The 15,697-nt window shown below is 67.2% G+C and carries 12 protein-coding genes; 3 read left to right on the top strand and 9 right to left on the bottom strand.

Going from position 1 to position 15,697, the window contains the following annotated elements; translation table 11 throughout:
- Positions 1 to 58: 58 nt before the first annotated feature.
- Both BW990_RS15055 and BW990_RS15060 read right to left on the bottom strand, forming a co-directional pair.
- Positions 59 to 1,456, bottom strand: coding sequence for a NarK family nitrate/nitrite MFS transporter (locus BW990_RS15055; protein WP_076449177.1), 1,398 nt, complete (start codon positions 1,454 to 1,456; stop codon positions 59 to 61).
- A gap of 60 nt (positions 1,457 to 1,516) precedes the next feature.
- Positions 1,517 to 2,884 carry an MFS transporter gene (locus tag BW990_RS15060; RefSeq protein ID WP_076449179.1) on the bottom strand — a complete coding sequence of 456 codons (1,368 nt, stop codon included), beginning with the start codon at positions 2,882 to 2,884 and terminating at the stop codon, positions 1,517 to 1,519.
- 257 nt (positions 2,885 to 3,141) lie between these two features.
- Between BW990_RS15060 and BW990_RS15065 the strand changes: the two genes are divergently transcribed.
- A complete protein-coding gene (locus BW990_RS15065; protein WP_076449181.1) occupies positions 3,142 to 3,837 on the top strand; it encodes a helix-turn-helix domain-containing protein in 696 nt (231 codons plus the stop codon).
- Between the two features lie 48 nt (positions 3,838 to 3,885).
- Here BW990_RS15065 and BW990_RS15070 read toward each other — a convergent pair whose 3' ends face one another.
- From BW990_RS15070 to BW990_RS15080, 3 genes are all read right to left on the bottom strand, one after another.
- Entirely contained in the window at positions 3,886 to 4,182 is a 297-nt protein-coding gene (locus BW990_RS15070; RefSeq protein WP_076449183.1) for a DUF6455 family protein, read from the bottom strand.
- An 82-nt stretch (positions 4,183 to 4,264) separates the two neighbouring features.
- Positions 4,265 to 4,933, bottom strand: coding sequence for an NnrU family protein (locus BW990_RS15075; protein WP_076449185.1), 669 nt, complete (start codon positions 4,931 to 4,933; stop codon positions 4,265 to 4,267).
- Positions 4,934 to 4,944: 11 nt separating this feature from the next.
- Entirely contained in the window at positions 4,945 to 6,153 is a 1,209-nt protein-coding gene (locus BW990_RS15080) for an NnrS family protein (RefSeq protein WP_076449245.1), read from the bottom strand.
- 144 nt (positions 6,154 to 6,297) lie between these two features.
- Here BW990_RS15080 and BW990_RS15085 point away from each other — a divergent pair, with 144 nt between their 5' ends.
- Positions 6,298 to 6,711, top strand: a complete 414-nt coding sequence (locus tag BW990_RS15085; RefSeq protein WP_076449187.1) for an Rrf2 family transcriptional regulator — start codon at positions 6,298 to 6,300, stop codon at positions 6,709 to 6,711.
- A gap of 67 nt (positions 6,712 to 6,778) precedes the next feature.
- Here the strand turns inward: BW990_RS15085 and BW990_RS15090 are convergent, their stop codons facing one another.
- The 4 genes from BW990_RS15090 to BW990_RS15105 all read right to left on the bottom strand — a co-directional run bounded on the left by BW990_RS15090 (position 6,779) and on the right by BW990_RS15105 (position 14,797).
- Positions 6,779 to 7,555, bottom strand: a complete 777-nt coding sequence (locus BW990_RS15090) for a cobalamin-binding protein (protein ID WP_076449189.1) — start codon at positions 7,553 to 7,555, stop codon at positions 6,779 to 6,781.
- A gap of 236 nt (positions 7,556 to 7,791) precedes the next feature.
- Positions 7,792 to 9,318 (bottom strand): Na+/H+ antiporter NhaC, encoded by a 1,527-nt coding sequence (nhaC, locus tag BW990_RS15095; protein WP_076449191.1) that lies wholly within the window; start codon positions 9,316 to 9,318, stop codon positions 7,792 to 7,794.
- An 87-nt stretch (positions 9,319 to 9,405) separates the two neighbouring features.
- Positions 9,406 to 13,068, bottom strand: coding sequence for a bifunctional proline dehydrogenase/L-glutamate gamma-semialdehyde dehydrogenase PutA (putA, locus tag BW990_RS15100; RefSeq protein ID WP_076449193.1), 3,663 nt, complete (start codon positions 13,066 to 13,068; stop codon positions 9,406 to 9,408).
- 430 nt (positions 13,069 to 13,498) lie between these two features.
- Positions 13,499 to 14,797 (bottom strand): exo-alpha-sialidase, encoded by a 1,299-nt coding sequence (locus BW990_RS15105; RefSeq protein ID WP_143526223.1) that lies wholly within the window; start codon positions 14,795 to 14,797, stop codon positions 13,499 to 13,501.
- 195 nt (positions 14,798 to 14,992) lie between these two features.
- On the opposite strand from BW990_RS15105, the gene BW990_RS15110 reads away from it, so the two are divergent.
- Complete coding sequence (locus tag BW990_RS15110) at positions 14,993 to 15,649, top strand: TVP38/TMEM64 family protein (RefSeq protein ID WP_076449195.1); 657 nt, start codon at positions 14,993 to 14,995, stop codon at positions 15,647 to 15,649.
- Positions 15,650 to 15,697: the final 48 nt, after the last annotated feature.

Genomic DNA, 15,697 nt, shown 5'->3' on the forward strand with positions numbered 1-15,697 from the left:
TCATTTCTCCTGTGGCGGGCCGGGCGCGCGGGATCGCGCACCCGGGGGCGTTACGGGCTCAGCAGGGAACAGGTGCGTTCTTGCGGCTGTAGAAAATCCAGGTGATCGCGATGCAGAGCACGTAGAAGGCGAGGAAGGCCCAGAGCGCGCCATTGGGCGCCCCGGTCACGCTGATCGACGTGCCGTAGGCCTTGGGGATGAAGAAGGCGCCATAGGCCGCGATGGCCGAGGTGAAGGCGATGATCGCGGCGCTTTCCCGCTCGGACTGCTTCAACGTCGCGGCTGCGTCCAGCTCCGGCATCAGCCGGGGCACTTCCTGGCGCATGATCGACGGGATCATCTGGAAGGTCGACGCGTTGCCGACACCGGTCAGGAAGAACAGCGCCATGAAACAGGCGAAGAAGCCCCAGAAATTGCCGGCGGGACTTGCCCCCGAGGGCAGGAATTGCAGCACGCTCCAGACCGCGACGATCATGCCGAGGAAGGTCCAGAAGGTCACGCGGCCGCCGCCGAACCGGTCCGAGACCCAGCCCGTCGCGGCACGGCTCAACGCGCCCACGAGCGGGCCGAGAAAGGCGTAGCGCAGCACGTCGACCTCGGGAAACTGGGTCTTCATCAGCAGCGGAAAGCCCGCCGCATAGCCGATGAAGCTGCCGAACGTGCCGGTATAGAGAAGGCACATGATCCAGGTGTGCCGGCGCGTGAAGATGATCGACTGCTCCTTGAACGAGGCCTTGGCGTCGGCGATGTCGTTCATGCCGAACCACGCCGCGATGGCGGAAAGCGCGATGAACGGCACCCAGACGAAGCCCGCGTTCTGGATCCAGAGCTGGCTGCCGTCCTCCAGCGTGACGGGCGCGCCCCCGATGGCGCCGAAGACGCCCGCGGTGATGACCATCGGCACGACGAATTGCATGACCGATACGCCGAGATTGCCGAGCCCCGCATTCAGCGCCAGCGCGTTGCCCTTGGTCTTCTTGGGGTAGAAATACGCGATATTGGCCATGGAGGAGGCGAAGTTGCCGCCGCCGAAGCCGCACATCAGCGCCAGCGCCAGGAAAATCCAATAAGGCGTGTCGGGGTTCTGCACCGCGAAACCGATGCCGAGCGCCGGCAGCAGCAGCGACGCCGTCGAAAGCGCGGTCCATTTGCGGCCGCCGAAGATCGGGATCATGAAGCTGTAGAAGATCCGCAGCGTCGCGCCGGAGAGCCCCGGCAGCGCCGCCAGCCAGAACAGCTGGCCGGTCGCATAGTCGAAGCCGATGGCGGGCAGCTTGGCCACCACGACCGACCAGACCATCCAGACGGAGAAGGCTAGGAGAAGGTTCGGGATCGAGATCCACAGGTTGCGGGTGGCAATCGCGCGGCCGTGCTCTTTCCAGAATTGCGGATCCTCGGGGTGCCAGTCGATGAGCGTGTGCCCCTGCTGTCCGGGGTGAGTGGCTGTGGTCGCCATGGAAGCCTCCCTTGCGGCGGTGTGGTGGGGCGGGCCGCGACCGGGCGGCCCGCATGCATGTCATTCGGCGGGCTGCGGCGCCGGGGTACCGGTCGCGGGCCGATGGCGCTCTGCCGGGGCGGGATGCGGCTCTTGCGGCACGTCGGAGAGGTATCTCTCGTCCGCGAGGCCGGGGTGACGGGCGCGCTCCATCCGGCGGATCGCGACGTGCATCCAGATCGTGGAGACGGCGACGATCGCGAAGAGCAGCATGAAGGGCGCGGTCCAGATGCCGGTGAGGTCGAGCAGGACGCCGAAGGCGATGGGCAGGAAGAACCCGCCGAGACCGCCGATCATGCCCACGAGCCCGCCGACCGAGCCCACGTGATGCGGGTAATAGACCGGGATGTGCTTGTAGACGGCGGCCTTGCCGAGGCTCATCAGGAACCCTAAGACGATGGTCATCGCCACGAAGACGCCGACGGAGAGACCGAAATCGAAGGTGATCGGCCCGGTGATGCCCTGCACGACATAGCCGGTCTCGGGATAGCTCATCACGAACAGGATCACGAGCGAGCCGATGAACGTCACGTACATGACGAAGCGCGCGCCCCACTTGTCCGACATCCAGCCGCCAAGCGCGCGGAAGACCGAACCGGGCAGCGAATAGAGACCGGCAAAGACGCCCGCGGTGGTCAGCTCGAGCCCGTAGGCGCCGACATAGTAGCGCGGCAGGAAGCTCGCGAGCGCGACGAAGGCGCCGAAGACGAAGAAGTAATAGGTGGCGAAGCGCCAGACCTGGATGTTCTTCAGCGGCTCCAGCATCGAGCCTGCGGAGACCGGGCCCGCGCCGCTGCGCTTGCGTTCTTCCTGCACGGGGTCGGTCTTGGCCAGCAGGTAGAACAGAACCGCGACCACCGCGAGCACGATGGCGTAGATGCGCGCCGTCCCCTCCCAACCGAGCGCCACGACGAGGAAGGGCGCCGCGAAATTGGTGACCGCCGCGCCGACATTGCCGGCACCGAAAATGCCGAGGGCCGTGCCTTGATGTTCCTTGTCGAACCAGCGCGAGGTATAGGCCACGCCCACGATGAACGACCCGCCGGCAAGTCCGAGGCCGAGTGCCGCGAGCAGGAAGATCTCGTAGGTCTCGACGCTGGTCAGCAACCAGACCGCGACCGCGGTGATGAGCATCTGCAGCGGGAACATGATCCGCCCGCCGAACTGCTCGGTCCAGACGCCGAGGAAGATCCGGCTGATCGAACCGGTCAGGATCGGGGTCGCCACCAGCAGGCCGAACTGCGTGTCGTTCAGCCCGAGGTCCTGTTTGATCTGAACCCCGATGATGGAAAAGATCGTCCAAACCGCAAAGCAGACCGTGAACGCGAAGGTGCTGAGCCCCAGGGCCCGGTACTGGTCCGAGCGTGAGACGCCGTCGAGTGCGTGCATGCGCTGTCCCTCCAAGATTCCGCATCGGCTTGGCGCCAATGACGGGCTTGGCCGCAAAATGCGGACCGGGCGGGCGATTTGGGGTTGATCCAGATCAAAACACCGGGAAACTCGTTTGAAATAAATGACTTGCCAAAATTTGTCAGAACGGCGCGCGCAGGCTATCAAGAAGGCGCGGGACAGCGATCAGTCGGGGCCTTGTTTTTGGTCAATCGACTGCCTGATAAATATCAAGGGGGTGGATATTGCGCTTAGGGATGCCCGAGTCGGACTACCCGGACATCCGGGGGCTGCATCTTTTCCACGAGATGGCGGATGAGCATTTCACCGCGCTCATGCGCGGCGCCTATGTGCAGAACTTCCCGCCCCAGATCGAATTGATCACCGAAGGCGAACCCAGCGACTTCCTGCATGTGGTGCTGTCGGGCGCGGTCGAGTTGTTCTCTCACTGGAACGGCCGCGAATCCAGCATGGCTGCGGTCCGGCCCATCTCGACCTTCATCCTCGCCGCGACCATCAAGGACGCCGCTTACCTGATGTCGGCGCGCACGCTGGAAAAAAGCCGGATCGCCCTGATCCCCAGCCAGGACGTGCGCGCGGTCTTCGATGCCGACAACGATTTCGCCCGGGCCATCGTGACGGAGCTGGCCCAGTGCTACCGCTCGGTCATCAAGGCGCAGAAAGACCTCAAGCTTCGAACCTCGCTCGAACGGCTCGCCAATTACCTGCTGAGGCAGCACAAGAACGCTTCCGGGACCGAGTTCGACCTGCCGTTCGAAAAGCGCAGGCTCGCCTCGTTCCTGGGCATGACCCCCGAGAACCTGAGCCGGGCGTTCAAGAGCCTTCAGCCCTACGGCGTTTCGGTGACCGGCACGCGGATCCGGATCGACGATCCCACGAACCTCGTGGCTTTCGCGAAGCCCGACCCGTTGATCGACGATTTCGCGACATAAAGCGCCGGACAGGGCCTGACCGAGACCCACTTCGGCCTGCCGGGCGGTCTAGCTGACGGGCATGTCTGCGCGCCCGTCCGCGCGCAGCGACGCGATGAGATCCCGGTTCGGGCAGAAGCGCGGCGGCGTCTCGCCCCTCTGCCCCGCGCCCAGCCATGCCGCGCAGGACCCGTCGGCATCGCAGGACACGCAGGTTTCCACGCTGCGCCGGGCTGCGGCATCGAGATCCTGGGCCGCATGCAACGCCGCGACGCTCACACCGCATTGCGCGAACATGCGCCGTCTCAGCCGCATTCTCTCTTCGAAGGCGTCGATGGTCAGGGTATCGGGGGACAAGGCGGGCATGGCAGAGCTCCGGAACAGTGGTCAAATGATAGCATGGGCGGTCTTTTCTGTCACGCGTCAGCGCTCCCAAAACCGGCCTCGGTCACGCCAAGGGATCGACGCCGAAGAGCCACGGGTGCAGCCACAGAAGCGTTGCATACAGCGCGACCCCGAGGGCCAGCCGGGCCGCCGCGCTGCCCCGGGACAGGGGCCGCGGCACCATGGGCGCCTGCGCCACACGCGCGCGCATCCGCTGCCAGTCCGGGCCCATTTCCCATGCCTTGCGGCGGTCGATCAGGCGTCCGCCGAGCGCGGCAAACCCCGCGAATGTGGCGAAGAGGATCACATGCGCAAGATCGCCGTTCGGCACCAGATGCGCCGCCGCCCAGAGCGCGAGCGCCAGCAGCAGCGGATGGCGCGAGACCCGGACGATACCGGGCCGGGCCGGATCGAAGCGCGCATTGTGCGCACCGCCAAAGGAAAACGGGTTCGGCCCAGCGATGGCGAGCGCGAGGATCAGACAGACCGGCAGCATCAGCGCCAGCACCACGTGCGTCTGCCATGGCGCACGGCTCCAGAGCGGCACCACCGGCGCGCGTCCCGCCGCCGCGATCACCCAGCTCAGCGCCGCGAGCGAGACCAGCGAATAGAGCACCGTGAACCCGGTGGCCCCGAGACGCGCCTGAAGCCAGCGCTTGACCGCAGGGCGCACCGGCAGCGCATGCGACAGGAAGAAGGTGGCAAAGGCCGCGATGAATTCGATCCAGCCCATGGTTCCCTCCGTCAAAGACGCTTCGCCGCGGGTCGGCGCAGCAGCGCCGGGCCGTAGAACACCGCGAAACCGGCGAAGGCCGCGACCCACGCCCCTCCGGAGACCGCATGGAGCGCAGGCGCCGCCGCGGGCCATGCCCCCGCCACAACCCGGAGAAGGACGGCCAGCAGCAGGGCCGCATAGATCGCGACCGTCCCTGCGCCGGCCCGCAGCGCCAGACCCGTATGCCCGAGCGTCGCCCGGGTCATAACGGCCAGCGTCATCAGCCCGATGGCGCCCCCCATCCAGAGATGCTGCGCCGCCCCCATGCCGAGCAGACCGGGTGCGACGATCTCCGCACCGAGCGCCAGCGCCCCGAGCGGCAGAAGCGCATAGGCCACATGCAGCACCGTCACGAGCGGCTCCGCCAGGGTCCGGTGCCCCGCCCATCGCGCCAGCCGGATGAGATGGCAGAGCCCGGCGCCTCCGAGGGCCAGGCCCGTGGCCATATCCGCCGGACGCAGCACCCACAGGAGCGACGCGAAAAGAAGCACGAGCAGCGCGATCCGGTCGAAGCGCTGCATGGGGGGCGTGGGCAGACGCCCGCCTCCCTGCTTGACCAGCCAGTTGCGGGTGAAGGACGGCACGATGCGCCCGCCGATGACCGCGATCATCATGATCGCCGCGGCGACGCCCAGCCGCAGCCCCATGCCCTGCGCGGCGAAGACGCCCCGCGCGGCCTCCCAGTGGAACAGCGCATTGCCCGCCGCGAAAGCGCCCAGCATCCCCAGCACCGTGAGATTGCGCCAGTTCTTCCCCACGAAGATTTCGCGCCCGATGACCAGCGCGAGGACCGCCGGAAACGCGAGGTCAATGAGCGCGATCGGAAGCGGTTTCAGGCCCCCCGACAGGGTCACCGCAACGCGCCCGGCGAGCCAGATGGCCGCCAGCGCCCCGAGCGGCCAGCCGACGATCGGCAACCGTCCCGTCCAGTTCGGAACCGCCGTCAGCAGGAAGCCCGCGACCACGGCGCCCAGATAGCCGAACAGGAATTCGTGGGCGTGCCAGCTCACCGCATCGAAGGCGGTGGGCAGCCGCAGCGATCCGGTCAGCACCCCGATCCACACCACCATCGCAACGGCCGCCCAGAGGGTGGCCCCGAGAAAGAAAGGCCGGAACCCGTAGGTCAGGATCGCGGGGCCGATCCAGGCACGCATCTGTCGGGCGGTCGTTTCGGTCATCGGGATCAGCCCCTCCAAGGGCGGTCCGAGGCGCCGTCGGAACGATGTCGTCTGCGGCGCCGTCCGGAAGATACGAATACGTATTTGATTTACCGATTAGACCCATTTAATACGTATTGCAAATACCAAATCAGGATCGCGCCCATGCGTCTCACCTCCTTCACCGATTACGGATTGCGCGTGCTGATGCGCATGGCCGGCGCGCCCGACCGCGCCTTCACCGCTGCCGACCTCGCCGCGGAGTTCGGAATATCCCGCAATCACCTGGCCAAGGTGATCTCGGCGCTTGCCAACGCGGGCTATCTCGGGACCCGCCGCGGCGGCGGCGGCGGCGCGTTCCTGGCCCGCCCCGCCGAGGATATCCGGCTTGGGGACGTCATCGCCGAGCTGGAAGCCGACCAGGTGCTGGTGGAATGCTTCGCCCCGGCGGGCAATGCCTGCACCCTCACGCCCCGATGCCGCCTCAAGGCGCGGCTGGCCCATGCGGAGGCGGCCTTCGTCGCCGAGCTCAATCGCAGCACGCTGGCAGACTGCATCTACCGCCCCGAACGCGCCTGACGCGGGGCGGCGCTCGCCCCGATCGCGGGCCCTTCGTGCCGACAGCCCGGCAGCCCGGCGGTGCGCCTCAGCCCAGGGCGTGCAGGATCGCGTCCAGACCGTCGGTCAGCGCGGCGGGGCCGGGCTGCAGGATCAGCGGCGACTTGATCTCGGTGATGCGGCCCTCGCGAACGGCCGGGATGCGGTCCCATCCCGGTCGGGCCGCGATCTTTTCGGGACGCACCTTCTTGCCGCACCACGAGGCGATGATGACATCCGGCTGCGCCGCGATCACCTGTTCCGAGGTCACGATGCGCCTGACCGCCGACGGCTCTTTCGCGATTTCCGGAAAGGCCTCCTGCCCGCCCGCGATTTCCACCAGTTCCGACACCCAGCGGATCCCGGAGATCATCGGGTCGTCCCATTCCTCGAAATACACCTTCGGGCGCGGCTTGCCCTCTGCCGCGCGGGTGCATTGCGCCAGCCGCGCACGGTACTCGGCCACGATCTCCGCCGCGCGGTCCGCGCGATCCACCAGAGCGCCGAGATGTCGGATCATCGCGAAGATGCCCGCGATGTCGCGCTGGTTGAAGCCCGTCACGGCGATGCCCGCGCGCAGGAGATCGGCCGCGATATCGGCCTGAAGGTCCGAGAAGGTCAGGACGAGATCGGGCTCCAGCGCCTTTATCTTTTCCAGATCGGCGGAGGTGAAGGCGCCGACGCGCGGCTTTTCCCGCCGCACGCGGGCGGGTCTGACCGCGTAGCCCGTGACGCCGACGATGCGGTCTTGCGCACCGAGAAGGTACAGCGTCTCGACGGTCTCCTCGGTGAGGCAGACGATGCGTTCGGGCGGGAAGACGCGCATGGTTCGCACCCCTTTCGGTCGGCCCCCGAAGGGCGGCGGCGTGAGCGTTGCGCGATATCTGGCCCGGATCGACGCCGGTGTCGACCGGGGAACGGTCGCGCGCATGCCAACGCGTGCAGAAGCGCTGCATGGAGGGTCGGGTCTGTCAAAGGTGCGAAGATCGGGGATGCGCCGGTGCGCGTGCCATCGTCAGGCCATGCTGGCCGCGCCGCAGCGCGACCAGCTTTGTCTTGGCGTCACTCGGCGGGCTGGGCCCGTCCGGACGGTGCGCTGTCGAGTCCCTCAAAGCCGTGATCGCTGAGGTCCTTAATCGCCTCGCCGCTATCCTTCCAGCCCTGGATTTCCTCGGGCGTGGCCTTGGGCGAGAAGAGACCCGTGACGGCGTAGATGATGCCGATCACCGGTGCCAGCCAGCAGGCGAAAGCCAGCGGGATGTAGAGCAGGTTCTCGACATTGCCGTCCGCCACGCCGAGCGCCAGCGCGCTGATGACGAAGGCCCCGCCTGCGTTCCACGGGATAAGTGGCGACATCAGCGTGCCGCCTTCCTCGATGGCGCGGCTGAGGTTCAGCGTCGAGTAGCCCATGCCGCGATAGACCGGCGCGTACATGCGGCCCGGCAGCGCGATCGAGAGGTAGGGATCGCCCGCGACGAGGTTGGTGGCGACCGAGGTGCCGATGGCCGAGGTCTGGATCCCCGCGAAGCTCGTGACCTTGGTCATGATCGCGTTGATGATCGTCTCGAGGCAGCCCGTGCGCTCCAGCGCGCCGCCGAAGCCGAGCGCGATCAGGACGAGGCTGATGGTCCACATCATCGACTGGATGCCGCCGCGATTGAGCAGGCTGTCGATCTCGGACACGCCGGTATCGATGGAATAGCCGCTATTGGCGAAGGTGAACACGTCGTGCAGCCCCGCGCCCTGAAAGCCGATGGCCATCAGGCCGCCGACGACGACGCCCGCGAAAAGCGACGGGATCGGCGGCTTCTTGGTGACCGCCAGCGCGATGACGAGAAGCGCCGGGATCAGCAGCCAGGGCGAGATCCAGAAGTTCTCCTGCAGCGCCACGGTGATGCTTTCGATCCGCTCGAACGAGGTGTCGCCATCGCCCACCATCGAGAAGCCGGCCCAGGTATAGATGGCCAGCGCGATCAGCATCGCCGGGACCGTGGTCGGCATCATGTTCTTGATGTGGTCGAAAAGGTTGGTGCCGGTCACCGCCGGGGCGAGGTTGGTGGTGTCGGACAGGGGCGAGATCTTGTCGCCGAAGAAGGCGCCCGAGACCACCGCGCCGGCGGTCCAGTACATCGGGATGTCGAAGCCCGCGCCGATCCCCATGAGCGCGAGGCCCACGGTACCGACCGTGCCCCAGGACGTGCCCAGCGACAGCGAGACGATGGCACAGAGGATCATCGCCGCGGCGAGGAAGATCTGCGGCGACAACAGCACCAGGCCGTAATAGATCAGCGTCGGCACCGTGCCCGAGGCGATCCAGACGCCGATGATCATCCCCACCGTGATCAGCACCGACACCGATGGCAGCGACACGTTGATGACGTGGAAGACGCCGTCCTGGATGTTGGGCCACGAATGCCCGAGATAGACCCCCACGATCGAGGTGATCGCGAGACCGATGGAAAGCGGAATATGCGGTGTGAAATCGTCGAAATAGAATAGCTGCACGCCCAGCACCGCCAGGGTCAGCACGACGGGAACGAGTGCCAGACCGAGCGATGGCGCGCGCGGTTCCTTCGTATCAGATGACATGGGATATCCCCCTGTTTTCAGGTTCCGTATTATCGTTTTGGAATGCGAATGCCGGCTGGGCCCGCCTTGTTGGGCGGGCCCGACCGCTTATTCCGCGCTCGCAAGGAGGCTCGCATTGCCTCCCGCGGCGGTCGTGTCGATGCAGAGGTGCCGCTCCACCACGAAGCGCTCGGGGCAGATAACCTGCGTCTCGAGCGGCACGATCGGCCCCTCGCGTTGCGCCAGCGCCAGACGCAAGTCCCGCGTCCAGTCGGAGGCGCCTGCGGCGGCGACCGCCGCGATGCCGTCCAGCGTCGTCAGGGTCTCCGGCGCGACGATGCCATCGAGGGCCGCGACCGGCGCGCCCGCATCGACGAGCGGCTGCGCGGCCTCCTTCGCGCCGGGCGCCACGATGACCACGCCGCACCCGGCACCGAGCGCCTGCACGGCCTGGGCCAGCGCCAGCTCGACCGTCGGGCCGAGGCACAACACCTTGCCCTTGGGATACATGCCGAGGCGGTTGCTCTCGCCAGTGGGTCCTGGCAGCGTCTGGGGCGTCATGTCGAAGGCCGCCGTCTCGTTCAGCGCGCGGCGGATCTCGCCCTTGGAGCCCGACAGCGCCTTGCGCAGCACCGAGACCCGGTCATCCACGCGCGCCGCCCAGTTGCGGGCATCGAGCTTCGCGATGGCCTTGCCGAGACCCGCGGCATCGACCGCGTCGCCCTTGGGCGCGTCGTAGCTTCCGACCTTGCCGGTGCGCCGGAAGCGCGTCAGGTAAAGCGGCCCGCCCGCCTTGGGCCCGGTGCCCGACAGACCCTCGCCGCCGAAGGGCTGGGAGCCCACGATGGCGCCAATCTGGTTGCGGTTCACGTAGGTGTTGCCGACCTCGATACGCTCCACGATCTGCTGCACGCGGTCGTCGATCCGGGTATGCAGGCCGAAGGTCAGGCCGTAGCCGCGGGCGTTGATCGCATCCACGACCTTGTCGATCTGCGACGCCTTGAAGGTGGCGACATGCAGCACCGGGCCGAAGATTTCGCGTTCGAGATCGCCGATCCCGTCCACCTTCACGACCGCGGGCTGCACGTAGGAGCCTTTTTCGGGCGCGGGCAGCGTCTTCAGCACGCGTCCGGCCTTTTCCTGCGCCGCGACATAGTCCGTGATGCCCTTGCGCGCCTCCTCGTCGATGACCGGCGAGACATCGGTGTCGATGTTCCACGGATCGCCGATGCTGAGCGCGTCCATCGCGCCATAAAGCATATCGAGCAGCCGCTCGCGCGCCTCTTCCTGCACGTAGAGCATGCGCAGCGCCGAACAGCGCTGCCCCGCGGACTGGAAGGACGAGATCAGGATATCCCGCACCGCCTGTTCCGTCAGCGCGGTGGAATCTACGATCATCGCATTGAGACCGCCGGTCTCGGCGATCAGCACGGCGTCGGGCCCGGCATTCTTGACGAGCGCCTTGTGGATGATCTGCGCCACCTCGGTCGAGCCGGTGAAGCACACGCCCGCGATCCGCGGATCGCTGGTCAGCGGGCCGCCCACGGTCGGGCCGTCGCCGGGCAGAAGCTGCAGCGCGCCTTCCGGCAGACCGGCCTCGCGCATCATCTGAACGGCGCGCGCGGCGATCATCGGCGTCTGTTCGGCCGGTTTCGCAAGCACCGCGTTACCCGCGGCAAGCGCCGCCGCGATCTGGCCGGTGAAGATCGCCAGCGGGAAGTTCCACGGGCTGATGCAGACGAAGATGCCGCGGGCCTGGCCCGGCTCCTCCTCTTCCAGACGCTCCGCCTCGTTGGCGTAGAAGCGCAGGAAATCGACCGCCTCGCGGACCTCGGCGATGCCGTCGAGCAAGGTCTTGCCCGCCTCGCGCGTGGTGATCGCGCAGAGCTCCGCGATGTTTTCCTCGTAGAGATCGGCGACCTTGCGCAGGATATCCGCCCGCTCCGAGACGGGCCGCGCGGACCATTCCTCGAAGCCGGGGCCCGCGGCATCGAGCGCGGCGGCGACCTCCTCGGAGGTGGCCTCGTGCACGGTGCCGACGACATGGGTCAGATCGGCGGGCGACAGCGCGTCGCGTGCCTCGCCCTTGGGTGCGGGGTTGCCCACCAGCATCGGTGCGGCGCTCCAGGTCTTGTCGGACCAGGCCTCGCGCGCGGCCAGAAGCGGCAGGATCGAGGCGGGCTCGTTGATGCGGAAGCCGCGCGAATTGCGCCGGTCGGGGAACAACTCTCCGGGCAGGCGGATCGTCGGATTGGCGATCTGGTCGAGCTTTTGCACCTCGCTCACCGGGTCGCGCGAGATCTCCTCGGAGGGGATGCTTTCATCGACGATCTGGTTCACGAAGGACGAGTTCGCGCCGTTCTCCAGCAGCCGCCGCACGAGATAGGCCAGAAGGTCGCGATGCGCGCCCACCGGGGCGTAGATGCGGCAGCGCGTGTCTTCGGATTGCTTGACGATGCCGTGCAGCGACTCGCCCATGCCATGCAGGCGCTGGAATTCGAAACTGTCCTTGTCGTTGCCTGCCATCGCGATCACGGCGGCGCAGGTATGCGCGTTATGCGTGGCGAATTGCGGATAGATCCGGTCGCGCCGGTCCATCAGCATGCGCGCGCAGGCCATGTAGCTCACATCGGTATTGGCCTTGCGGGTGAAAACCGGGAAGCGCTCCACGCCCATTTCCTGCGCGAGCTTGATCTCGGTGTCCCAGTAGGCGCCCTTGACGAGGCGGACCATGATCTTGCGGTCCAGCCGCTCGGCCAGATCGTAGAGGTATTCGATCACCGGTGCGGCACGGCGCCCGTAGGCCTGCACCACGACGCCGAAGCCGTCCCAGCCTTCCAGCTCGGGATCCGAGAGCAGCTCCTCGATGATGTCGAGCGACAGATCGAGGCGGTCCTGTTCCTCGGCGTCGATGTTGAAGCCGATATTGGCCTTAGCGGCCTGCCGCACGAGTTCCTTGGCGCGCGGCACCAGCTCGGACATCACCGTCTCTTTGTGGGTGTATTCATAGCGCGGATGCAGCGCCGACAGCTTCACCGAAATGCCGGGGCTGGAGCGCACGTCGCCCTTGGCCTGCTTGGCAATCGCGGTGATCGCCTTGGCATAGGCCTTCTGGTAGCGCACGGCGTCCTCGTCCGTGCGTGCCGCCTCGCCCAGCATGTCGTAGGAATAGGTATAGCCCTTCTTTTCCAGCTCGCGGGCGTTCTTCATGCCTTCTTCGATGGTCTGGCCCAGCACGAATTGCCGGCCGAGAATCCGCATCGACTGGCCGACGGCGGTGCGCACCACCGGCTCGCCCATCCGGCGCACAAGGCCGCGCAGCGCGCGGGTCGGACCCTTGGGATCGTCATCGAGCACCTTGCCCGTGAGCATCAGCGCCCAGGTCGAGGCGTTCACCAGCGAGGACGACGAATGGCCCAGATGCGCGCCCCAGTTCGAGGGCTCGATCTTGTCGTGGATCAGATCGTCGATGGTCTCGGCATCGGGCACGCGCAGAAGCGCCTCGGCAAGGCACATGAGGCCCACGCCTTCCTCGGTCGAGAGGCCGTATTCGGCGAGAAACGCCTCCATCATCGAGGGCGAGGTTTCCTTGCGGACGCGGTCGACATATTGCGCGCCGACGCTGGCGATCTTGCGGCGCTCGTCTTCTGAGAGATTGCACCGCTCGATCAGCGCGCGCAGGACCTCGGCTTCATCCGAAGTGTAATTTTCGCGGACCTTGGTTCGAAACGCGCCAGGATCGGTTTGATCAACTGGTGTTAGCTCGTTCATGTGGGCCTCCCGAAGGCTTGCAGGTGAAGTCTTTCCGCCCGGGCACCGAGTAACGCTTAATTGGTATATTTTTCAAATTCTTACAGGTGATCGCGGCGGCTTTTCGTCGTGATTTCAGAAGCTGACAGCAAAACTGATATTACCTTGGGCGTCAACCGTGGACCCGAGAGAGTCCCTGTTTTGCCCGGCAGGTCCGATGCGAAACGCGTCAATCGAAGGCATCGGCGGCGGTTGCGATGGCGGTCGCGCCCCGCGCATTTTCCTTGCGCCGGTCGACAGCCCCCTTCGCCACCGCCATCGGGACCGCACGGCCTTGCGATTGCCGCTCGGCCGCCGGATCCGATTGCGCGGCCTGTCATCGACGCCGCGCGTCCTGCCCGCCCCTCCGGCGAAGCGCGCCATACCGACCCCCCGGACCGCGCCCACGCGTTCAGTCGCGCTGCGTCAATCTGACCCGGCGCATCTCGATGCGGTCGCCGGTCCCGTCCGGCTGGGTCCAGGCGATGAAGACATCGCGGCCCCGTCGCACCATTCGGGGAAAGTTCACCGACGCGCCGGCCCTGTTCGTGGCCAGCACCGCCGGGGCCGAACACCCCGCACCCGGTTCCACCCGGCACAGCATCAGGTCCTCGCCCTCCGCGCGCCAGGCGACCCAGGACACCAGCGCGCTGCCATCCCCGAGCAGCGCGACATCGACCCGGCCCACCGGATCGCCGCCACCGACACCGCCATCGTCGCCGCCATCGACGCGGACCGGCGCGCCGAAGCTGCGCCCGCCATCTTCCGAGAAGGCCAGTTTCACCGCCGCCACGCCCTCGGCCCCGGTGAACCACGCGACCACCGCGCGATGGCCATCGGCGCCGATGGCCGGGCCGTTGACCGGGCATCCGTCGATAAGCCAGCCATCAGCATGGACCGGCACCGGCGCCTGCCATCCCTCCGCCGTCCACCGCGCGACGGAGATATCCCGGATTTCGCCATCCGTCCGGTCCCGGTAGGCCGCGAGGATCGTGCCCGTCCCGGTCGCGGCAAGGCTGGTCTGGCAGCACGAACAGGTCTGCAGATCGACCGCGACGTCCTCTCCCAGCGCCCCGTCGCCGGTCAATGTCGTCGCCCGCAACTGCATCGCGGGCACGGCGGATGCCTCTTCGCGCGCGTCCAGCCAGATCACCGCCAGCCCGCCTGCACCGGTCGGCTGCATCGACACGAAGCCGTGCTGCCCGGGCGACCGGTCGCCATGGGGGATCAGCGGCGGGACCCAGCTCATACCGTCGTCGCGCGACAACGCGATCTCCACCCGGTAGTCGAAATAGGATGGGCCGGATCGGGCCAGCCAGTGCACGGCAATCGTGCCGTCGTCGAGGATGGCGATGCCGGGAAAATCCGCCCAGTTCACGAAGAGATCGGTGCCCTCGTGGACGACGCGCGGCGCCGACCAGCCCTCCGCGGACAGGATGGCCATCATCACGCGCGTGCGCTCGCCCGCAGGCGCGAGCCAGCTCATGTAGACGGCGCCCTTATGCAGGGCGAGCGACGGCTCATGCGCGCCCGGCGGCGCCGGCACGGCGATCTCTTCGATCTGCGCGACAAGTTTGGCCCCCGCCTGCGCAGCGCCGGAATGGGGGGGCCAAAGCAGGAGCGCCGCCATCAGAAGACCAAGGAGGCCCGCCTTCCCGCCAAGCCGGCCAGCGCGGCGCGCAATGTCTTCGGGTGTCGGGCGCTTGCTCATGCGGCGAAGATTAGGCCCATCTTTCGCCGAAGGCCCGCACTTCCTTGGTCGGAGATCGGATAAATGCGGGGGTGGGCCTTGACCCTCCAGCCGCTGGAAGCCCCATCTGACCCATATGAGCTCCGCAACACCCCTTCCCATGCCCCGGTTACCGGCTGCGACCCACCGCGTCGCGCTGTCCGCGAGGTCCGCGTGATGCGTCTGCTTGGCCTCGTGCTCGTCCTGCTGCTGATCCTCGCCCTCGCCTGGCATGACGCGCTGGGGATCGAGCTTGCGCTGCCGGGCCGCGAGGATCTCGACGGATGGATCGAGGCGGCGGGCCTCTTCGGCCCGGTTCTGGTGGTCGTGCTGATGACGCTTGCGATCGTGGCGAGCCCCCTGCCCTCGGCCCCGATCGCGCTGGCAGCGGGGGCGGCCTATGGTCACACGTTCGGGACGATCCTCGTGGTGCTCGGCGCAGAGATCGGCGCGCTGGCGGCCTTTCTGCTTGCACGCGCGCTGGGCCGTCCCTTCGTCGAACGGCATCTCGGGCAAAAACTCGGGGCCGGGTTCCTCGGCTCGCAGAACGCGCTGATGCTTCTGGTCTTCGCCAGCCGCTTGCTGCCGTTCCTGTCCTTCGACATGGTGAGCTACGCTGCGGGCCTCAGCAATTTGCGGCTGTGGCGTTTCGCCGTCGCGACCCTGGCCGGGATCATCCCGGCAAGCTTTCTGCTCGCCCACCTCGGCAGCGAGGCGATGAACGGCGACGCGCGCACGGCCACATGGACCGCAATCGCGCTGGGCGGGTTCACCGCGCTGTCCTTTCTGGTCGCGGTCTGGCGCGACCGCCACACCGCCCGCAAGGATGGCTGACATGATGACCCCAACCCGCGGCCCTTGCGGCCAAGCCACCGCCGCGAC

The sequence above is a fragment of the Roseivivax lentus genome (assembly GCF_900156805.1).
Taxonomy (GTDB): domain Bacteria; phylum Pseudomonadota; class Alphaproteobacteria; order Rhodobacterales; family Rhodobacteraceae; genus Roseivivax; species Roseivivax lentus.